This window comes from Streptomyces camelliae (assembly GCF_027625935.1).
Lineage (GTDB): Bacteria > Actinomycetota > Actinomycetes > Streptomycetales > Streptomycetaceae > Streptomyces > Streptomyces camelliae.
Map to the genome: position 1 here is coordinate 2,463,505 of NZ_CP115300.1, position 19,660 is coordinate 2,483,164.

A 19,660-nucleotide genomic window follows, 5' to 3' on the forward strand; every position below is an offset into this window, starting at 1 on the left:
AGGTTTTTTGGACAGACCTCCGGCGGACAGCGTGAAAAACGGCGAAAGCCCCGGCTCGATGAGCCGGGGCCGCGGATGCCGTGCGCGGGTGGGTCAGACGTTCACGCCGTGCTTGCGGAGATAGGCGACGGGGTCGACGTCCGAGCCGTAGTCGGGGGTGGTCCGGGCCTCGAAGTGGAGGTGCGGCCCGGTGACGTTGCCGGTCGCGCCGGACAGGCCGATCTGCTGGCCCGGGGTGACCTGCTGGCCCACCGTGACCCCGATGGACGACAGGTGGCCGTACTGGGTGTACATGCCGTCGGCCATCCGGATCACGATCTGGTTGCCGTACGCGCCGCCCCAGCCGGTGGAGACGACAGTGCCGGAACCGACCGCGTGGACGGGCGTGCCGCTGGCCGCGTGGAAGTCGATGCCGGTGTGCGAACCGGAGGACCACAGGGAGCTGCTGGCCTTGTAGCCCGTGGAGACGTACGAGTCGGTGATCGGGGCGACGAAGCGGTTCAGCCGCTCGCGCTCGGCCTCGCGGATCTCCTGGGCCCGCTCGGCCGCGGCCTGCTCGGCCGCCTTCTGCTCCGCGGCCCGCTGCTGGGCGGCGGCCTGCGCGTCGATGTTCGCGGCGATGTCGTCGCCCACGGTGATCACCGGGGTGAGGCCGGTCTGCTCGGGGGAGTTCTGGGCGGCGAACGCCGGGGCGGCCGCGAGGGTGCCGACGACTCCGGTGGTGAGGGCCGCGATACCGGCCGCCTGAGCGGTGGTGCGCTTGACCCGGCCGGGCTTGCGATGCTTCCCGGAGGCGCACATGAACGCCATGAAGTGGCTGGTCCTTTCCTTCCCTCTCGCCTGCCGGGTTAGCTGACGGGTTCGGAGCAGGAAGGTCTCCTACGGCCCCCACGCGCACGCGTGGGCGTCCGATTCACCCCAAGGGACCTGGGTCCCCGGCTCCCCTGGCTCGCGCCGTACGGGGACTCGGCGATGGCTGTCCGGTGCCGCGGGTGCGGCGCACTGCCTGACGAACAGCCCGGACGACGCTAGGCGGGCCCGTCGGTGATCCCCAAACCGATCCGGGTTTTTGTAGCGCATCCCACAGGGCAGACAGGCAACCTCCGCCCCAAATCGGGCATCTGAGGCGGGAAGCGGAACAGCAAGGGGCCCTGACGGCCCGTAAGCCGTCAGGGCCCCACGCATGCGCGTGCGTTACTCGGCCGCCACCACGGTGACGTCGCCGATGCCGAGCGCCTCCACCGGCGCCTTGATCTGGGCGGCGTCACCGACGAGGACGGTCACCAGGCGGTCCACCGGGAAGGCGTTCACGACGGCCGCCGTGGCCTCCACCGTGCCCGTCGCGGCCAGCTGCTGGTACAGCGTCGCCTGGAAGTCGTCGGGCAGGTGCTGCTCGACCTGGTCGGCCAGCGTGCTCGCGACGGCCGCCGCCGTCTCGTACTTCAGCGGCGCCACCCCGACGAGGTTCTGCACGGCCACGTCCCGCTCGGCGTCGGTCAGGCCGTCCGCCGCGAGGGTGCGCAGCACCTTCCACAGGTCCTCCAGCGCGGGACCGGTGTTCGGCGTGTCCACCGAGCCGCTGATGGCGAGCATGGAGATGCCCGTGCCGTCCGCGGCGGAACGCAGGACCTGGCCGAACGCGCGCACACCGTAGGTGTAGCCCTTCTCCTCGCGCAGGACGCGGTCCAGGCGGGAGGTGAGGGTGCCGCCGAGGCAGTAGGTGCCGAGCACCTGGGCGGGCCACACGCGGTCGTGCCGGTCGGGGCCGACGCGGCCGATGAGCAGCTGCGTCTGGACGGCGCCGGGCCGGTCCACGATGACCACGCGCCCGGTGTCGTCGGCGCTCACCGACGGCACCGTACGGGCCGCGCCCGGGGTGCCCGTCCAGGCGCCAAGGGTCTCGCCGAGCAGCGCGTCCAGGTCGACGCCGGTCAGGTCGCCGACCACGACCGCGGTGGCCGTGGCGGGGCGGACGTGGCGGTCGTAGAAGGCGCGTACGGCGGCCGCGTCGATCTTCTCGACCGTGTCCTCGGTGCCCTGGCGCGGGCGCGACATGCGCGAGCTCGCCGGGAACAGTTCCTTGGAGAGCTCCTTGGCGGCCCGGCGGGAGGGGTTGGCCAGCTCGTGCGGGATCTCGTCCAGGCGGTTGCGGACCAGCCGCTCGACCTCGCTCTCGGCGAACGCGGGCGCGCGCAGGGCGTCGGCGAGCAGGCCGAGGCCCTTGGCCAGCCGGGAGGCGGGCACCTCCAGGCTGAGCCGGACGCCCGGGTGGTCGGCGTGCGCGTCGAGCGTGGCGCCCGCGCGCTCCAGCTCGGCGGCGAACTCCTCGGCGGAGTGCTTGTCGGTGCCCTCCGAGAAGGCCCGCGCCATGATCGTGCCGACGCCGTCCAGGCCGGCCGGCTCGGCGTCCAGGGGCGCGTCGAGCAGCACCTCGACGGCGACGACCTGCTGGCCGGGGCGGTGGCAGCGCAGCACCGTCAGGCCGTTGTCCAGCGCGCCGCGCTCGGGGGCCGGGAACGCCCACGGCTTGGCGTCGCCGGGCTGGGGCTGGGGGTGGAAGTCCATGGTGGCGAGCTCGGTCACTTGGCCGTCTCCTCGTTCTCGTTGCCGGCCTCTACGGTCGCTTCCTGCTCCGGGTCCTCGCCGCGCCCCGCTTCCTCGGTGTGCTCGGCGGACTCGGCGGACAGCGGCTCGTAGACGAGGACCGCGCGGTTGTCGGGGCGCAGGCGGGCCTTGGCGACCTCCTGGACCTCCTCCGGGGTGATCTCCAGGACGCGCTTGACGGCGGTGAGGGCGAGCTGCGGGTCGCCGAACAGGACGGCGAACCGGCACAGTTCGTCGGCGCGGCCGGCGACCGTGCCCAGCCGGTCCAGCCACTCGCGCTCCAACTGGGCCTGGGCGCGCTCCATTTCCTCCGGCGTGGGGCCCTGCTCGGCGAACCGGGCCAGCTCCTCGTCGATGGCGGCTTCGATGACCGGCACCTCGACGTCCCCGGAGGTCTTCACGTCCAGCCAGCCCATCGAGGGGGCGCCGGCGAGGCGCAGCAGACCGAAGCCGGCCGCGACGGCCGTACGGTCGCGGCGCACCAGCCGGTTGTACAGCCGGGAGGACTCGCCGCCGCCGAGGACGGTCAGAGCGAGGTCGGCCGCGTCGCACGCGCGCGTGCCGTCGTGCGGGAGCCGGTAGGCGGCCATCAGGGCGCGCGCCGGGACCTCCTCGACGACGACCTCACGCTTCTGCTCGCCGATGACCTCCGGCAGGGTGCCGTCGCGGGGGGCGGGCTTGCCGTCGTGCGCGGGGATCGAGCCGAAGTACTTCTCGACCCAGGCGAGGGTCTGCTTCGGGTCGATGTCGCCGACCACCGAGAGCACGGCGTTGTTCGGCGCGTAGTAGGTGCGGAAGAACTGGCGGGCGTCCTCCAGGGTGGCCGCGTCCAGGTCCGCCATCGAGCCGATCGGCGTGTGGTGGTAGGGGTGGCCCTCCGGGTACGAGAGCGCGGTCAGCTTCTCGAAGGCGGTGCCGTAGGGGACGTTGTCGTAGCGCTGGCGGCGCTCGTTCTTGACGACGTCCCGCTGGTTCTCCATGGACTCGTCGTCCAGGGCGGCCAGCAGCGAGCCCATGCGGTCGGCCTCCAGCCAGAGCGCCAGCTCCAGCTGGTGGGCGGGCATGGTCTCGAAGTAGTTGGTGCGCTCGAAGCTGGTGGTGCCGTTGAGCGAGCCGCCGGCGCCCTGCACCAGCTCGAAGTGACCGTTGCCCTTCACCTGTCCCGAGCCCTGGAACATCAAGTGCTCGAAAAGGTGAGCCAGACCGGTACGCCCCTTGACTTCGTGGCGGGAGCCGACGTCGTACCAGAGGCAGACCGCCGCCACCGGGGTCAGGTGATCCTCGGAGAGCACCACGCGCAGACCGTTGGCCAGGCGGTGCTCGGTCGCTGTCAGGCCCCCGGAGCCTGCCTCGGCTGTGGTCGTGTGACCCATGGGCATGTACGTCCCTTCGCATGGGGATGCGGTGGTGCACACCGCGGTTTTCCTGCCGTTCCTGCCACTGTATGCAAAGCGTGCGGGACCTCGGCGAAGTTCCCGCGAGGCGTACGCCGACAGCGATCGCGCGGCCCGCGTCCGGCCCTGCCGGGGATGCCGTTCCGGCGCCGTACGCGACCGTGTGCACCGGGTCGCGGCACGGGTTGTCGGTGCCTCGGTCCACAATGGTCGGCGTCAGATCAGTCAATCGCTTCAGCAAGGAGCCGGCAGCGATGGCCCGCCGCAGCACGAAGACCCCGCCGCCCGACGACTCGTACGAGGAGAAGATCCTCGACATCGACGTCGTGGACGAGATGCGTGGCTCCTACCTTGAGTACGCGTACTCGGTCATCTATTCGCGCGCCCTGCCGGACGCCCGTGACGGCCTCAAGCCGGTGCACCGCCGGATCGTGTACCAGATGAACGAGATGGGCCTGCGCCCCGACCGCGGCTACGTGAAGTGCGCGCGTGTCGTCGGCGAGGTCATGGGCAAGCTGCACCCGCACGGAGACGCGTCGATCTACGACGCGCTGGTGCGCATGGCCCAGCCCTTCTCCATGCGCATGCCGCTGGTCGACGGCCACGGCAACTTCGGCTCGCTGGGCAACGACGACCCGCCGGCCGCCATGCGGTACACCGAGTGCCGGCAGGCCGAGGCCACGAGCCTGATGACCGAGTCGATCGACGAGGACACGGTCGACTTCGCGCCCAACTACGACGGCCAGGAGCAGGAGCCGGTGGCGCTGCCGGCCGCCTTCCCGAACCTGCTGGTCAACGGCTCCTCGGGCATCGCGGTCGGGATGGCGACGAACATGCCGCCGCACAACCTCGGCGAGGTGATCGCGGCCGCCCGCCACCTGATCCGGTACCCGGGCGCGGACCTCGACGCGCTGATGAGGCACGTCCCGGGCCCGGACCTGCCCACCGGCGGCCGGATCGTCGGCCTGGACGGCATCCGCGACGCGTACGCGACGGGCCGCGGCACCTTCAAGATCCGTGCCACGGTCTCGATCGAGACCGTGACCGCCCGCCGCAAGGGCCTGGTCATCACCGAACTGCCCTTCGCGGTCGGCCCCGAGAAGGTCATCGCGAAGATCAAGGACCTGGTCAACAGCAAGAAGGTCCAGGGCATCGCGGACGTCAAGGACCTCACCGACCGCGAGCACGGCCTGCGCCTGGTCATCGAGATCAAGAACGGCTTCGTGCCGGAGGCGATCCTGGAGCAGCTGTACAAGCTGACCCCGATGGAGGAGTCCTTCGGCATCAACAACGTGGCCCTGGTGGACGGCCAGCCGCTCACGCTGGGCCTGAAGGAGCTGCTGGAGGTCTATCTCGACCACCGCTTCGACGTCGTCCGGCGCCGCAGCGAGTTCCGCCGCACCAAGCGCCGTGACCGGCTGCACCTGGTCGAGGGCCTGCTCACCGCGCTGGTCGACATCGACGAGGTCATCCGGCTGATCCGGTCCAGCGAGAACTCCGCGCAGGCCAAGGAGCGCCTGATGGAGCGCTTCTCGCTGAGCGAGGTCCAGACGCAGTACATCCTCGACACGCCGCTGCGCCGGCTCACCAAGTACGACCGCATCGAGCTGGAGGCGGAGAAGGACAAGCTCACCGCGGAGATCGCGGAGCTGACCCGGATCCTGGAGTCCGACGCGGAGCTGCGCAAGCTGGTCTCGGCCGAACTGGCCGCGGTCGCGAAGAAGTTCGGCACCGAGCGGCGTACGGTCCTGCTGGAGTCCGCGGGTGCCCAGGTGGCCGCCGTGCCGCTCCAGGTCGCCGACGACCCGTGCCGGGTGCTGATGTCCTCGACCGGCCTGCTGGCCCGTACGGCGACGGCCGAGCCGTTCCCGGAGGAGGCCGGCGCGAGGCGCGTCAAGCACGACGTGATCGTCTCGGCGGTCCCGGCGACCGCGCGGGGGGAGATCGGCGCGGTGACCTCGGCGGGCCGGCTGCTGCGGATCAACGTGGTCGATCTGCCCCAGCTGCCGGACACCGCGGCGGCCCCGACCCTGTCCGGCGGCGCCCCGCTCGCGGAGTTCGTGTCCCTGGAGGACGACGAGACGGTGGTCTGCCTGACCACGCTGGACGAGTCGTCCCCGGGTCTGGCGCTCGGCACCGAGCAGGGTGTCGTCAAGCGCGTGGTGCCCGACTATCCCTCCAACAAGGAGGAGCTGGAGGTCATCACGCTCAAGGAGGGCGACCGGATCGTCGGCGCGGTGGAGCTGCGCACCGGCGAGGAGGACCTGGTGTTCATCACGGACGACGCGCAGCTGCTGCGCTTCCAGGCGTCCGTCGTGCGCCCGCAGGGCCGCCCGGCGGGCGGTATGGCCGGCATCAAGCTCGCGGACGGCGCGAAGGTGATCTCCTTCACGGCGATCGACCCGGCCGCCGACGCGGTGGTGTTCACGGTGGCGGGCTCGCGCGGCACGCTGGACGACTCCGTGCAGACGACGGCCAAGCTGACTCCGTTCGACCAGTACCCGCGCAAGGGCCGGGCCACGGGCGGCGTGCGCTGCCAGCGGTTCCTGAAGGGTGAGGACTGCCTGTCGCTGGCCTGGGCCGGGCCCGCTCCCGCGCGCGCGGCGCAGAAGACCGGCAGCCCGGCCGAGCTGCCGGAGCTGGACCCGCGCCGCGACGGCTCGGGCACATCGCTGCCGAAGACGGTGGCGGTGGTCGCGGGGCCGGTGTTCTAGTAGCCGCCGGTGCCGGGTTCTTCCTCGGTGCCCGGAACGTAGCGCAGGATGCCCCACATGCCGTGCTCATCGGCGTGTGGGGCGTCGTTCGCACACCCCTGGAGCTCCTTGTCGAGGGCTTCGGTGTCGATGCCGGAGCCGATCAGCACGAGCTGGGTACGGCGGCCGTCCCCGGCCGGCCAGGGCTCGGGGTGGAAACGCAGGAACCGGCCGACGGCATGCACGGTGTAGCGGTTGCGGACGTCGTACGGCCCGAAGTCGACGTGTCCCTTGATCCGGTACAGCCCGTCGGGGCGGCTGTCCAGGAAGCGCATGAGGCGACGCGGCTCCATCGGCGCGTCGGAGGCGAAGGACAGATTGTCGTAACCGGTGTGGAGATGACCGGCGTGCTCGTCCGTGCCGCGCTCGTGCAGGTCGTCGAAGGACAGCTGCCCGATGCGCTCCTCGCTGGGCCGGCAGTCGAAGAGGAACTCCGGGTCGATGCGGCCGTAGGTGGCGGGGACGACGGCGGCCCGGTCGGTGAGGGAGCGTACGAGGCCGAGCACCCGCTCGCCGTCCGCGGCCCGGTCGAGCTTGTTGACCACCACGAGGTCGGCGAGGGCCAGGTGCCGGTCCAGCTCGGGATGCCGGGCGCGGGTGGCGTCGAACTCGGCGGCGTCCACGACCTCGACCAGGCCACCGTAGACGACCCTGGGCTGCTCGCTGGCCAGCACCATCCGCACGAGTTCCTGCGGCTCGGCGAGCCCGCTGGCCTCGATGACGATCACGTCGATGCCGGCGTCGGGTGCGGCGAGCCGGTCCAGGTAGACGTCGAGTTCGCTCGCGTCGACGGCGCAGCACAGGCAGCCGTTGCCGAGCGAGACGGTCGAGTCGCCGAGGGCGCCGGCGACGGCCATCGCGTCGATCTCGATGGACCCGAAGTCGTTGACGATCGCCCCGATCCGGCTGCCTCCGCTGTGGTGCAGGAGGTGGTTGAGGAGCGTGGTCTTTCCGGAGCCGAGGAACCCTGCGAGTACGACGACGGGGATCTGCTGCGGGGTGCTGCTGTTGCCCAACGGGCGCCCTCTCTCCTGCTCTCCTGCGGACCGACTGCCGGACCAGGATAAGAGTGGCGCACCGGGGAGGGCTCAGGGCTGAGCCGGTACCGCCACCGGGGGCTCCGGGCCGACGTAGCGGGCGACCGGGCGGATGATCTTCGAGTCCGCCGCCTGCTCCAGGATGTTCGCGCTCCAGCCCACCACCCGTGCCGCGGCGAAGGTGGGGGTGAACATCTCGCGGGGCAGGCCGCACAGTTCCATGACCACGCCGGCGTAGAACTCGACGTTGGTGTGGAGTTCACGGCCGGGCTTCAGCTCGGCGAGGATGGCTTCGACCGTGCGCTCGACCTCCACCGCGAAGTCGACGCGGGGGCCGCCGAAGCTCTGGGCGATCTCGCGCAGCATCCCTGAACGCGGGTCCTCGGTGCGATAGATGGCGTGCCCGAACCCCATGATCCGTTCGCCGCCCAGCACCCGCTCCCGGATCCAGGGGTCGATCCGGTCCGGGGTGCCGATGGCGTCCAGGGTGTCCAGGGCCCGGCTGGGCGCGCCGCCGTGCAGCGGCCCGGACAGGGCGCCCACCGCCCCGGTCAGGCAGGCCGCCACATCGGCGCCGGTGGAAGCGATGACGCGGGCGGTGAAGGTTGATGCGTTGAATCCGTGATCAATGGTCGAGATCAAGTATTGCTCGACCGCACGCGCCCGCCGCGGCTCCGGCTCCTCACCGGTGAGCATGTACAGGTAGTTGGCCGCGTACGCGAGATCCTCGCGCGGCTCGACCGGGTCGAGGCCCTGCCCCAGCCGGTACAGCGCGGTGAGCAGTGTCGGCACGGCCGCACAGGCGGCCAGAGTGTCAGCGCGGCGCCGGTCGGCGTCGACGTCGTACACCGGCCGCATGCCCCGTGCCGCGCCGAGCAGGGACAGGGCCGTGCGCAGGCCGGACAGCGGGCCGGAGGCACGGCTCGCAGCGGCGAGCGCGGGCAGCGCGGCGCGGACCTCGCCGGGCAGCCGCCGCAGCGCGGCGGTCTCGGCCGCGAAGGCGGCGCGGCGCCGTGCGTCCGGGAGCGTGCCATGGACCAGGAGATGCCAGACGTCCTCGAAGCCGCGGGTCCGCGCGAGTTCGACGGCCGAGTACTGGCGGTAGTGGTAGAAGCCCTCCCGCCCGCGGACGTCGCCGATCTCGGTCTGGGTGACGACGACGCCCGCGAGGCCGCGCGGGGCCTCGATGAGCGGGGTGGCGGTCCTGTTGATGGACATGGTTCTCCTCCCTGGACTTGATCCCGACTGTCCATGCTTGACTCATCTCTTGTCAACGTTGATTCAATCAATCTATCGCCATCAAGATGTGCAGAGACGACTACCGTGACCCCCATGCGCGATCACGAACCCGCTCCCGGCCGTCCCGGACGAAGGCTGACCACCAAGGAGACCGCCGAACTGCTCGGCGTGAAGCCCGAGACGGTCTACGCGTACGTGAGCCGCGGCCTGCTCAGCAGCAGACGCGAACCCGGTGGCCGGGCCAGCACCTTCGAGGCGAAGGAAGTCGAGGCCCTCGCCCGGCGCAACCGGCGCGAGGCAGCGGCGCACCCGGGCTCCGGCGGCGACCTGTCGGTCCGGACCCGCATCACGCTGATCGAGCAGGACCGGTACTACTTCCGAGGCGTGGACGCCGTGGAGCTGGCCCTGCGGCACTCCTACGAGGAGGTCGCGGAGTGGCTGTGGACGGGCCGGCTGACCCCGGGCGTCACCCTGTCCGCTCCCGGCCCCACGGTCGAGGTCGCCCGCCGCGCGGTGCAGGCCCTGTCCGAGCACGCCTCCCCCACCGACCGGCTCCGGGTGGCGGCGATCGCCGCTGCGGCCGAGGACCCGCTGCGCTTCGACCTGTCCGAGGACGCCGTGCTGAACACCGCGCGGATCCTCATCCCCACGCTCGTCGCCGCACTGCCGCCGGCCCTGTACGCCCCCGAGGACGACGGTCCGCTGGCCCACCGCCTCTGGGCCCGGCTGACGGCACGCCCGGCCGATGAGGCGTCCCTGCACGTCCTGGACACCGCGCTCGCCCTGCTCGCCGACCACGACCTGGCCGCCTCCACGCTCGCCGTCCGGGTCGCCGCCTCGGCCCGGGCGCACGCCTACGCCGCCGTCTCGGCGGGGCTCGGCGTCCTGGAGGGCCCGCTGCACGGCGCCGCGAGCAGCATGGCCCATCGCCTGCTGCTCGACGTGCTCGACCAGGGCACGGCGGTCCCGGTGATCGCCGACGAACTGCGCGCGGGCCGCCGCGTCCCCGGGCTCGGCCACCGGCTGTACGCCGGCGAAGATCCTCGCGCGCGCGTGCTGTTCGGCCTGCTGGAGCAGGTGCCGGGCGCCGAGCCCGCGCTGCTCGCGGCGCGGGACATCGTCGCCACGACCGCCCGGCACACGCCGCTGCACGCCAACGTCGACCTGGCCCTGGCGGTGTTCACGGCGTCCAGCGGCATGCCCGCCACGGCCGGCGAGACGATCTTCGCCGTCGCCCGGACGGCGGGCTGGATCGCGCACGCGCTGGAGGAGTACGGCGAGCGCCCGTTGCGCATGCGCCCCGTCGGTCACTACGTCGGCCCGCGACCGCCGCAGCCCCTGCCGGAGTAGGACACGGCCGGGCCGGAAGTCGCCCCGGGCAGAGTCAGGTTAGGCTCACCTCTGTGAGTAGGTGTGCGACCGTCTCCCGGAGCCTCGACGAGCCCGTTTCCGGTACGGCGGCCACGGCGACGACGTGGCTGCTGCTGGAACAGCCCGGCCCGTGGGGTGCCAAGGCGCTCACATCCAGCCATCTGGACCGCGCGCTGGGCCGGGCGCTGGAGCGCGCCGCCGACGGGACCGGCGTGCGCGTCGCGCTCATCCGGCGCCCCGGGCGGCACGCCGACCCCGGCACACCGCCGCTCCGGCATGTGTACGCGGCCCACACTGTTCCGGGAAACGTGTGGCTGCACAGCGCCACAGTCCGAGATCCGAACCGACTCCTCGGCCTCGACTTCGCCGCCCTCGGCACGGGCGACCACCGTTCCTTCGCCTCCGCTCTCGACGGTCGGCCTCACACGGGCGACCCGCTCGCGCTCGTGTGCACCAACGGCAAGCGTGACCGCTGCTGCGCCCTGCTGGGCCGTCCCCTCGCCGGCGAGCTGGCCGCCTCGGGGGTGCGCGGGGTCTGGGAGGTCACCCATCTGGGTGGGCATCGCTTCTCACCGACGGTGCTCGTCCTGCCGTACGGCTACGCGTACGGCCGCGCCGGGGCGCACACCGTCAAGGAAGCGCTGCACGGCGTCCAGGAGGGGCGCGTCGTGGTCGAAGGGTGCCGGGGGTGCTCCGCCTGGGAACGGCCCGGCCAGGCGGCCGAGCTGGCCGTCCGGTCGGCGGCGGGCGAGGACCGCGCGGGCGTGCTCAGCGTCGTACGGACCGACGGCGGCGGCCCGCGCTGGGAGGTCACCGTCGCCCACGCCGACGGGCGGCTGTGGCGGGTCACCGTGGCCCAGGGGGCGTCGCTGCCGCCGCGCCCGGAGAGCTGCGGCGCGGAGGTGCTCGGCACACCCGCGCGGATGGACGTGGTGGCCGTGCGCGAGCTGCGGCCGACAGCGCTGGCGAGTTGAGCGGCCACCTCTTTCCAAGAATTGGTCAAGAGATCCCCACCACATCCCCTGGGGCACGTCGGGTCCTCCCCCGTAACGTCTCACCCATGAGCCCCACTCCCCCCGCACGCCGCCTGCGCCTGGGTCTGCCGCGACGGGTATTCTCCCAGGTGCTGCTCATGCAAGTGGCGATCGCCGCGGGAGTGGCCGTGCTCGCGACCGGGCTGTTCCTGGCGCCGCTGAGCAAGCAGCTGGACCAGGAGGCGATGCGCCGGGCACTGGCCATCGCCCAGACCACGGCCCAGGACCCGCAGATCGCCGAGGGCGTGCGGGACACCGCGCCGACCCCCGACGGCCCGGTGCAGCAGGAGGCCGAACGGATCCGGCGGGCCACCCATGCCGAGTACATCGTGGTGATGGACCGGCGGGGCGTGCGCTGGTCCCACACCACCCCCTCGGAGGTCGGCGAGCACGTCTCGACCAACCCCCACGACGCCCTGGCCGGCAAGCAGGTCATGGAGATCGACGACGGCACCCTGGGCCGCTCGGCCCGCGGCAAGGTGCCGCTGTACGACGCCCGGCACCGGATCGTCGGGGCGGTCTCGGTCGGCATCGCCTACGACAGCGTGCGGGCGCGGCTGATCAGCGCGATCCCGGGGCTGTTCGCGTACGCCGGCGGCGCACTCGCGGTGGGCGCGCTGGCCGCCTGGCTGATCTCCCGCCGGGTCCAGCGGCAGACCCGTGACCTGGCCTTCTCCGATATCTCTGCGCTGCTCGCGGAGCGCGAGGCGATGCTGCACGGCATCCGGGAGGGCGTGGTCGCCCTCGACCGCGGCGGCCGGGTCCGGCTGCTCAACGACGAAGCGCGGCGGCTGCTGGGCATCGGCGACGAAGCGGTGGGCCGGACCCCCGACGAGGCGCTCGGCGAGGGCCGCACGACCGACGTCCTGGCCGGTCGGGTCACCGGCACCGACCTGCTCACCGTGCGCGGCCAGCGCGTGCTGGTCACCAACCGTATGCCCACCGGCGACGGCGGCGCCGTGGCCACCCTGCGCGACCGCACCGAACTGGAGCAGCTGGGGCGGGAACTGGACTCCACGCGCGGGCTGATCGACGCCCTGCGCGCCCAGGACCACGAGCACGCCAACCGCATGCACACGCTTCTCGGGCTGCTGGAGCTGGAGATGTACGACGAAGCCGTGGAGTTCGTCGGCGAGGTGGTCGGCGACCACCGGGTCACCGCCGAGCAGATCACCGAGAAGATCCATGACCCGCTGCTGGCCGCGCTGCTGGTCGGCAAGGCCACCGTGGCGGCCGAGCGCGGGGTCGCCCTGTGGGTGTCGGAACGCACCCGGCTGCCGGACCGGCTGATCGATCCCCGTGGCCTGGTCACGGTCGTGGGCAACCTGGTGGACAACGCCCTGGACGCGGTCGCGGGCACGCTGCACGCGCGCGTGGAGGTCGAGTTGCGCAGTGAGGGCCGTACGGTCGTCCTCAGGGTGCGCGACACCGGGCCCGGGATCCCGGCGGACCAGCGGGAGCTGGTCTTCACGGACGGCTGGTCCACCAAGGAGCCGCCCGCACACGGCAAGCGGGGCATCGGGCTCTCCCTGGTGCGCCGGCTGGCCGAACGGCAGGGCGGCGGAGCGTCGGTGGGCGCCGCGGACGGCGGCGGCGCGGAGTTCACCGTGATCCTGCCCGAGGCACTCACCGAGCCGGAACCGGCGCCCGCGCTCGCGGGATCCGCGGAGCCGGCCCCGGAGCACATTCCCGCCGCTGCCGAGGAGGAGGCACGATGATCGAGGTCCTGATCGTGGACGACGACACCCGCGTGGCCCGGGTCAACGCGGCCTACGTGGCGAAGGTCCCGGGCTTCCACGTGGCCGGCGAGGCGCACAGCGCGGCCGAGGCGCTGCGCCACGTGGAGACGCTGCCGCGGCTGGACCTGGTCCTCATGGACCACTATCTGCCGGACGACACCGGTCTCGCGGTCGTCCGGGAGATGCGCCGGCGCGGCCACCAGGCCGACGTGATCATGGTGACGGCGGCGCGGGACGTGTCGACCGTGCAGGCCGCGATGCGGCAGGGGGCGCTGCAGTACCTGGTGAAGCCGTTCGCCTTCGCCGGTCTGCGGGCCAAGCTGGAGGCGTACGCCGAGCTGCGACGCACCCTGGACGGCGGCGGCGAGGCCGAACAGGCGCAGGTGGACCGGATCTTCGGCGCCCTGTCCGCGCCGTCGGAACCCGGCCTGCCCAAAGGACACTCCCCCACGACGGCGGAGCTGGTGCGCCAGGCGCTGATGAACGCCCAGGGCCCGCTGTCCGCGCAGGAGATCGCCGAGCGGACGGGGGTGAGCCGGCAGACCGCCCAGCGCTATCTGAAGCTCCTGGAGCGCACGGGACGGGCCCGGCTCACTCTCAGGTACGGCGACGCGGGCCGCCCGGAACACCGATACGTGTGGGCGACCCGCGTCTGAACGGACGGAGTCTGTACGTTACTTGACGGCCTTGACGAACTCGGTCGTGTACGTCTTGCTCAAGTCGACCTTGGCGTTCTTGATGTTGGGGTTGAACGACTTGAGGACCTTCTCGACGGTCTCCGGGCCGCCCTCGGGCATCACGCCGTCGTCGGTGAACATCGGCAGGGTGCTCTTGATGGCCTGCGCGTAGAGCGTCTTGTTGCCCTGGGAGTAGTCGGCGGGCATCTTGGCGGCGATCTCGTCGGCGCTGTGGGTGGACATCCACTTGAGCGTCTTGACGAATGCGTTGACCAACTTCTGGACGGTGTCCTTGTGTCCATTCACCCAGTCCGTCTGCATGTACAGACTTGACGACGGGTACGGCCCGCCCAGCGCCTCCTGCGAACCCTGCGGGGTACGCATGTCGAGGAGGATCTTGCCCGCCTTCTTGTCCAGGATCGTCGCGACGGTCGGGTCGGTGGTCATGCCGCCGTCGATCGCGCCGTTCTGGAGAGCCGCGATGAAGGTCGGGCCGGCTCCCACGGCGACCGAGGTGAACTCGCTGACCTTCACACCGTTCTTGACCGCCAGGTACTTGGTGAGGAAGTCGGTGGAGGAGCCGAGCCCGGTCACGCCCAGCTTGCGGCCCTTGAAGTCCTTGGGCGACGTGAGGCTGCCCGCCGCCTTGCCGGAGACCACCTCGACCTCGCCGGGCGCGTGCGAGAACTGCACGACCGACTCGACCGACTTGCCCTTCACCTGGAGGTCGAGGGTGTGGTCGTAGAAGCCGACCGCGCCCTGCACCTGGCCGGAGACGAGCGCGGTCTCGGCCTGGACCCCGGCGGGCTCGCTGAGCAGCTGGACGTTCAGCCCCTCGGCCCGGAAGTAGCCGAGGCGCTGGGTGAGCATCGCAGGCAGGTAGATGACCTTGTCCAGCCCGCCGACCATGATCTTGACGGACTCGCCCTTGCCGCCGCCCCCGCCGCTGCCGGTGTCGGCCGTGGAACTGGCCGCGTCATTGGCGCAGGCGGTGAGCGAGGAGAGGGCGAGGAGTCCGGCGGCGGCCAGGGAGGCGTATCTTGCGGTCTTGCGCATGGCGGTGTCACGTCCTTGTGAGAGGGCGGTGCGGGAAAGGCGTGGGGGGCTGGTCCGAGGGGCCGGTCAGCTGTCGGAACCGGCGGGCTTCCAGCGGAAGATGCGGCGCTCGGCGAAGGTCAGCAGTCCTTCGGCGACGAGGGCGACGACCGCGAGGATGACCATCGCGGCGTAGACGCCGGCCGAGTTGAAGGTGTTCTGCGACTGCGAGACGAGCAGTCCGATGCCCTTCGTCGCGCCGATGTACTCGCCGACGATGGCGCCGATCAGCGCGAAACCGAAGCTGACGTGCAGGCTGGTGAAGATCCAGGAGGTGGCCGACGGGATGACCACCTGGAGGGTCACTCTGCGGTCGCTGGCGCCCAGGATGCGGGCGTTGGCCACCAGGTTGCGGTCCACCTCGCGGGCGCCCTGGAAGGCGTTGAAGAACACCGGGAAGAAGACGAGCACGACGGCGGAGGCGACCTTGGAGGAGGGCCCGAGGCCGAACCAGATCAGGAAGATGGGTGCGAGGACGATCCTGGGGATCGAGTTGAGCACCTTGATGTATGGACCAAACACTTCGGCGAGCAATCTGATCCGCCCGAGCGCGATACCCAGGAGCACACCGGCGACCACACCGATGACCCAGCCGAGCAGTGCCTCGAAGAGCGTGTACCAGATCTGTTCGCCCAGCGAGCCGAGCGCGGTGCCATGCGTCACCCAGGTCCAGATCTGGTCCCAGATCTTCGTCGGCATCGAGAAGTAGAACGGGTCGATGGCCTTGGCGCGGGACAGTCCCTCCCACAGGCCGAGGACAGCCACCAGGACCAGCACGCGCGCGAGGTTGACGACGGCCTTGCGGCGACGGGCGGCCTGGGCGCGACTCTGCGCGCGGTCGGCGACTTTCGCGGTCTCGACGGCCGGTGTGCTGAGAACCTCAGGCGACATGGGCGGCACCCCTCTCACGGGTGATGCGGACCTCTTCGCCGAGCGACTCCCAGATCTCGCGGTAGATCTCGATGAACTGCGGCTCCAGGCGCACCGATTCGACCTTGCGCGGCCGCGGCAGGTCAATGTCGAACACCTGCTTCACGGTCGCGGGGCCGGCGGTCATCACGACGACCTTGTCGGCGAGCGCGATGGACTCCTCCAGGTCGTGGGTGACGAAGACGACCGAGGCACCCGTGCCCTCCCACAGCTCCAGCAGCTCGTCCGACATCAGCGCCCTGGTCTGCACGTCGAGCGCGGAGAACGGCTCGTCCATCAGCAGGATCTCGGGGTCGTTGACGAAGGTCGCGGCGAGGGCCACGCGCTTGCGCTGGCCGCCGGACAGCTGGTGCGGGTAACGGTCCTCGAAGGCGGCCAGTCCGACGCGGGCCAGCCACTCCCGGGCCTTCTCCTTGGCCTCCGCCTTCGGTACGCCCCGGAAGCGGGGGCCGGACATGACGTTGGACAGCACCGTGCGCCAGGGGAACGTGGCATCCTGCTGGAAGACGAAACCGACCTTGTCGCCGACGCCTTCGACCGGCTCACCGGCCACCAGCACCTCGCCCTCGGTGGGCTCCTCCAGGCCGCTGACCAGCGTCAGCGTGGTGGACTTGCCGCAGCCGGTCGGTCCTACGACGGCCACGAACTCGCCGCGCTCGACGGTGAGGTCCAGGCCGCGCACGGCCGTGTGCAGTCCCCCGGACGGGGTTCTGAAGGTCTTGCTCGCGCCCCGCAACTCGATGGCGGGGCTGGTGTGTGCGCTCATGGCCCGGGACGGTAGGTGTGGCCCCGGCCACGGCAGGAGTCTTGTGAGCACAAGCCGTTCTTTTGCTCGCAAGAGCCTGTTGTGCTCATTTTGCTCGCGTTACAACTGCGGAGCCGAAACACGGGCTTAACGCTCGTCGGCCTTGAAGGAGAGGCCTGATGATTGACGTCCTGGTCGTGGACGACGACTTCCGCGTCGCTGAGATAAACGCCAAGTACGTGGGAAAGGTTCCCGGCTTCCGGGTGACCGCCCGCGCGCACAGTGCCGCCCAGGCCCTGTCCACCGTCCAACGCGGCAGTGTCGACCTGGTCCTGCTGGACCACTATCTGCCGGACGGGACCGGCCTCGACCTCGTCCACCGCATGCGGGAACAGGGCCACGGCACGGACGTCATCATGATCACGGCGGCCAGCGAGGTGACGACCGTCCAGCAGGCGATGCGCCTGGGCGCCCTGCACTATCTGGTCAAGCCGTTCACCTTCGCCGCCTTGCGCACCCGCCTCGACTCCTACGCAGCGCTGCGCCGCACCGTGGACCGGGTCGGCGGCCACGGTCTGACCGGTCAGGAGCAGGTCGACCGGATCTTCGGGGCGCTGCGCACGTCTTCCGCCCCGTCCGCGCCCGGCCTGCCGAGCGGCCACTCGGAGCCCACGACCGACCTGATCTGCGGCGTCCTGCACCGCGCCGACCAGCCGCTGTCGGCCCACGAGGTGGCCGCCAGAACCGGTCTGAGCCGCTCCACGGCCCAGCGCTACCTCCGCCACCTGGAACAGGCCGGCCGACTGCGGCTCTCCCTGAAGTACGGCGACACCGGCCGGCCGGAGCACCGGTACGCCTGGGTCGCGCCGTAGGGGGCTACACGGCCCCGGCGCCGGTCAGCGACCGCACCTCGGTCTCGGCGTACTTGGCCTCGTCCGCGACCTCGTCCGAGGTGACCGTGCCCAGCCAGCCGGCCAGGAAGCCGAGCGGGATGGAGACGATGCCCGGGTTCTGCAGCGGGAAGTACTGGAAGTCGACGTCCGGGAACAGCGAGCTCGGACTGCCGGAGACCACCGGGGAGAGCAGCACGAGCCCCAGCGCCGGGATCAGCCCGCCGTATACGGCCCACACCGCGCCGCGGGTGGTGAAGCCGCGCCAGAACAGCGAGTACAGCAGCGCGGGCAAGTTCGCCGACGCGGCGACCGCGAAGGCGAGGCCGACGAGGAAAGCGACGTTGAGGTCGCGGGCCAGCAGGCCGAGCGCGATCGCCACGACACCGATACCGAGCGCCGCGAACCGTGCCACCGCGACCTCGCTGCGCGGCTTGCCGTGCGGCCGGCGCAGCGATACGTACAGGTCGTGCGCCACCGAGGCCGACGAGGCGAGCGTGATCCCGGCGACCACGGCGAGGATCGTCGCAAAGGCGACGGCGGCGACGACCGCGAACAGAATCGTTCCACCGGTGGATCCCGCTCCGCCGCCCAGGTCGAGGGCGAGCAGGGGCACGGCCGTGTTCCCGGCCGCGTTCGAACCGCGCACCGCGTCCGGACCGACCACCGCGGCCGCACCGAGGCCGAGGACGATCGTCATCAGATAGAAGCCGCCGATCAGCCCGATGGACCACACGGCGGAACGGCGGGCGGCGCGCGCGGTGGGCACGGTGTAGAAGCGGGACAGGATGTGCGGCAGTCCCGCCGTGCCCAACACGAGGGCGAGACCGAGGCTGATGAAGTCGAGGCGGGCGGTCCAGCTCCCGCCGTACTTCAGGCCCGGCGCCAGGAACGCCCTGCCGTGGCCGCTGCGGTCCGCCGCCGTGAGCAGCAGTCGGTCGACATCCCCATGGAAGCGCAGCAGCACGAGCACGGTCAGCGCCACCGCCCCGCTCAGCAGCAGCACCGCCTTGACGATCTGGATCCAGGTGGTGGCCCGCATCCCGCCCAGCGTCACATAGATCACCATGAGAGCGCCGACCCCGACGACCGTCCAGGCCTGGGCCGTCCCGCTCGTCCGCCCCAGCAGCAACGCCACCAGACTGCCCGCGCCGACCATTTGCGCCACCAAATACAGCACGGACACCGTGACCGAGGACGTCCCCACCGCGATCCGCACCGGCCGCTCGCTCATCCGCGCTGCCACCACGTCGGCCAGGGTGAACCGCCCGCAGTTGCGCACCAGTTCGGCCACCAGGAACAGCACCACCAGCCACGCCACCAGGAAGCCCACCACGTACAGCAACCCGTCGTACCCGTAGAGGGCGATGAGCCCGGTGACCCCGAGGAAGGAAGCCGCCGACATGTAGTCACCCGCGATGGCAAAACCATTCTCCATGGGAGAGAACAGCCGCCCTCCGGCGTAGAACTCCTCCGCCGAACCGTGCCGCCGACGGCTCACCCACGTCGTGATCCCGAGGGTGACGGCCACGAAACCGCTGAACAGCAGCAGCGCCAGTGTCTGATGCTCCCCGGTCACGAGGCACCTCCCCGTACTTCGCGGGTCAGTTCCTGGGTGTCCCAGCGCAGCTCCAGCGCGGCCCGGTCCCGGCGCAGGCGCGCGTGCCGGGCGTAGGCCCAGGTGAGCAGGAACGTGGTGAGGAACTGCCCGAGCCCGGCCAGCATGCCCACGTTCACCGCTCCGGCGACGGGCCGGGCCATCAGCTCCGGCGCGGCCGTGGCGGCGACGACATAGCCGATGTACCAGACGAGGAAGACGACGACCCCCGGCACGACGAACCGCCGGTACCTGCTGCGCACCTCCTGGAAGGCCGCGCTGCGCTGCACCTCGACGTACACGTCGCGAGCGCGAACCCCGGGTCCGCTCCGGTCGTCGCGCGGGGACGGCACGCCCGTCGCCGGCATGCCCGCGCCATCCAGCTCGCCCCAGCCGGAGGCCAGGGCGTCGTACCAAGGGTCCTCGTACGCCGTGTCACGCGAGGACGTGCCGTGATCTTCCCGGTTCTCGGCCGAGCTCTCGGCACCGTCCCCGGCTCCGCGGCAACGGCCGTTGCTTGACTGCATGCCCAAGGATGGACAGATCGGGAAGATC

General features: G+C 71.4%; 16 protein-coding genes and 1 riboswitch. Of the genes, 6 read left to right on the forward strand and 10 right to left on the reverse strand.

Features of this window, described 5'->3' with window-relative positions; translation table 11 throughout:
• Window positions 1-93: 93 nt before the first annotated feature.
• The 3 genes from O1G22_RS11125 to O1G22_RS11135 form a co-directional block, all read right to left on the reverse strand.
• Window positions 94-810 (reverse strand): M23 family metallopeptidase, encoded by a 717-nt coding sequence (locus O1G22_RS11125; protein ID WP_270081215.1) that lies wholly within the window; start codon window positions 808-810, stop codon window positions 94-96.
• 12 nt (window positions 811-822) lie between these two features.
• A riboswitch (cyclic di-AMP (ydaO/yuaA leader) is annotated at window positions 823-982 on the reverse strand.
• A 212-nt stretch (window positions 983-1,194) separates the two neighbouring features.
• Window positions 1,195-2,583 (reverse strand): M16 family metallopeptidase, encoded by a 1,389-nt coding sequence (locus tag O1G22_RS11130; RefSeq protein ID WP_270081216.1) that lies wholly within the window; start codon window positions 2,581-2,583, stop codon window positions 1,195-1,197.
• Window positions 2,580-3,983, reverse strand: a complete 1,404-nt coding sequence (locus O1G22_RS11135; RefSeq protein WP_225100990.1) for a M16 family metallopeptidase — start codon at window positions 3,981-3,983, stop codon at window positions 2,580-2,582. Before O1G22_RS11135 ends, O1G22_RS11130 begins: the two co-directional genes overlap by 4 nt.
• 269 nt (window positions 3,984-4,252) lie before the next feature.
• On the opposite strand from O1G22_RS11135, the gene O1G22_RS11140 reads away from it, so the two are divergent.
• On the forward strand, window positions 4,253-6,712 hold the full coding sequence (locus O1G22_RS11140) for a DNA gyrase/topoisomerase IV subunit A (protein ID WP_270081217.1): 2,460 nt from the start codon (window positions 4,253-4,255) through the stop codon (window positions 6,710-6,712).
• Here the strand turns inward: O1G22_RS11140 and O1G22_RS11145 are convergent.
• Both O1G22_RS11145 and O1G22_RS11150 read right to left on the reverse strand, forming a co-directional pair.
• Entirely contained in the window at window positions 6,709-7,767 is a 1,059-nt protein-coding gene (locus O1G22_RS11145; protein ID WP_270081218.1) for a CobW family GTP-binding protein, read from the reverse strand. The two genes, O1G22_RS11140 and O1G22_RS11145, sit on opposite strands and share 4 nt — an antisense overlap.
• 72 nt (window positions 7,768-7,839) lie before the next feature.
• Entirely contained in the window at window positions 7,840-9,006 is a 1,167-nt protein-coding gene (locus O1G22_RS11150) for a citrate synthase/methylcitrate synthase (RefSeq protein ID WP_270081219.1), read from the reverse strand.
• Between the two features lie 114 nt (window positions 9,007-9,120).
• Between O1G22_RS11150 and O1G22_RS11155 the strand changes: the two genes are divergently transcribed.
• The 4 genes from O1G22_RS11155 (at window position 9,121) to O1G22_RS11170 (ending at window position 13,827) form a co-directional block, all read left to right on the forward strand.
• Window positions 9,121-10,377, forward strand: coding sequence for a citrate synthase (locus O1G22_RS11155; protein ID WP_270081220.1), 1,257 nt, complete (start codon window positions 9,121-9,123; stop codon window positions 10,375-10,377).
• Window positions 10,378-10,430: 53 nt separating this feature from the next.
• A complete protein-coding gene (locus O1G22_RS11160; protein WP_270081221.1) occupies window positions 10,431-11,372 on the forward strand; it encodes a ferredoxin family protein in 942 nt (313 codons plus the stop codon).
• An 86-nt stretch (window positions 11,373-11,458) separates the two neighbouring features.
• The gene (locus O1G22_RS11165) at window positions 11,459-13,150 is read left to right on the forward strand and encodes a sensor histidine kinase (protein ID WP_270081222.1); all 1,692 of its coding nucleotides are present in this window, start codon (window positions 11,459-11,461) and stop codon (window positions 13,148-13,150) included.
• On the forward strand, window positions 13,147-13,827 hold the full coding sequence (locus tag O1G22_RS11170) for a response regulator (RefSeq protein ID WP_270081223.1): 681 nt from the start codon (window positions 13,147-13,149) through the stop codon (window positions 13,825-13,827). The genes O1G22_RS11165 and O1G22_RS11170 overlap by 4 nt, the downstream gene beginning before the upstream one ends.
• 18 nt (window positions 13,828-13,845) lie before the next feature.
• Here O1G22_RS11170 and O1G22_RS11175 read toward each other — a convergent pair whose 3' ends face one another.
• The 3 genes from O1G22_RS11175 to O1G22_RS11185 all read right to left on the reverse strand — a co-directional run bounded on the left by O1G22_RS11175 (window position 13,846) and on the right by O1G22_RS11185 (window position 16,639).
• Window positions 13,846-14,904 (reverse strand): ABC transporter substrate-binding protein, encoded by a 1,059-nt coding sequence (locus tag O1G22_RS11175; RefSeq protein WP_270081224.1) that lies wholly within the window; start codon window positions 14,902-14,904, stop codon window positions 13,846-13,848.
• Window positions 14,905-14,970: 66 nt separating this feature from the next.
• Window positions 14,971-15,834, reverse strand: a complete 864-nt coding sequence (locus O1G22_RS11180) for an ABC transporter permease (RefSeq protein WP_270081225.1) — start codon at window positions 15,832-15,834, stop codon at window positions 14,971-14,973.
• A complete protein-coding gene (locus tag O1G22_RS11185; RefSeq protein WP_225101000.1) occupies window positions 15,824-16,639 on the reverse strand; it encodes an ABC transporter ATP-binding protein in 816 nt (271 codons plus the stop codon). Before O1G22_RS11185 ends, O1G22_RS11180 begins: the two co-directional genes overlap by 11 nt.
• A 158-nt stretch (window positions 16,640-16,797) precedes the next feature.
• Between O1G22_RS11185 and O1G22_RS11190 the strand changes: the two genes are divergently transcribed.
• Window positions 16,798-17,490: a response regulator gene (locus O1G22_RS11190; protein ID WP_270081226.1), complete on the forward strand. Its 693-nt coding sequence runs from the start codon at window positions 16,798-16,800 to the stop codon at window positions 17,488-17,490.
• 4 nt (window positions 17,491-17,494) lie between these two features.
• Here O1G22_RS11190 and O1G22_RS11195 read toward each other — a convergent pair whose 3' ends face one another.
• Window positions 17,495-19,087, reverse strand: a complete 1,593-nt coding sequence (locus tag O1G22_RS11195) for a solute symporter family protein (RefSeq protein WP_270081227.1) — start codon at window positions 19,085-19,087, stop codon at window positions 17,495-17,497.
• Window positions 19,084-19,632, reverse strand: coding sequence for a DUF485 domain-containing protein (locus O1G22_RS11200; protein ID WP_270081228.1), 549 nt, complete (start codon window positions 19,630-19,632; stop codon window positions 19,084-19,086). The genes O1G22_RS11195 and O1G22_RS11200 overlap by 4 nt, the downstream gene beginning before the upstream one ends.
• Between the last annotated feature and the right edge of the window lie 28 nt (window positions 19,633-19,660).

What these genes read in the sequence shown, in the direction of transcription:
- O1G22_RS11125 (WP_270081215.1), bottom strand. Translation starts at nt 810, where the DNA reads ATGGCGTTCATGTGCGCCTCCGGGAAGCATCGCAAGCCCGGCCGGGTC.
- O1G22_RS11135 (WP_225100990.1), bottom strand. Translation starts at nt 3,983, where the DNA reads ATGCCCATGGGTCACACGACCACAGCCGAGGCAGGCTCCGGGGGCCTG.
- O1G22_RS11140 (WP_270081217.1), top strand. Translation starts at nt 4,253, where the DNA reads ATGGCCCGCCGCAGCACGAAGACCCCGCCGCCCGACGACTCGTACGAG.
- O1G22_RS11150 (WP_270081219.1), bottom strand. Translation starts at nt 9,006, where the DNA reads ATGTCCATCAACAGGACCGCCACCCCGCTCATCGAGGCCCCGCGCGGC.
- O1G22_RS11155 (WP_270081220.1), top strand. Translation starts at nt 9,121, where the DNA reads ATGCGCGATCACGAACCCGCTCCCGGCCGTCCCGGACGAAGGCTGACC.
- O1G22_RS11165 (WP_270081222.1), top strand. Translation starts at nt 11,459, where the DNA reads ATGAGCCCCACTCCCCCCGCACGCCGCCTGCGCCTGGGTCTGCCGCGA.
- O1G22_RS11170 (WP_270081223.1), top strand. Translation starts at nt 13,147, where the DNA reads ATGATCGAGGTCCTGATCGTGGACGACGACACCCGCGTGGCCCGGGTC.
- O1G22_RS11175 (WP_270081224.1), bottom strand. Translation starts at nt 14,904, where the DNA reads ATGCGCAAGACCGCAAGATACGCCTCCCTGGCCGCCGCCGGACTCCTC.
- O1G22_RS11180 (WP_270081225.1), bottom strand. Translation starts at nt 15,834, where the DNA reads ATGTCGCCTGAGGTTCTCAGCACACCGGCCGTCGAGACCGCGAAAGTC.
- O1G22_RS11185 (WP_225101000.1), bottom strand. Translation starts at nt 16,639, where the DNA reads ATGAGCGCACACACCAGCCCCGCCATCGAGTTGCGGGGCGCGAGCAAG.
- O1G22_RS11190 (WP_270081226.1), top strand. Translation starts at nt 16,798, where the DNA reads ATGATTGACGTCCTGGTCGTGGACGACGACTTCCGCGTCGCTGAGATA.
- O1G22_RS11200 (WP_270081228.1), bottom strand. Translation starts at nt 19,632, where the DNA reads ATGCAGTCAAGCAACGGCCGTTGCCGCGGAGCCGGGGACGGTGCCGAG.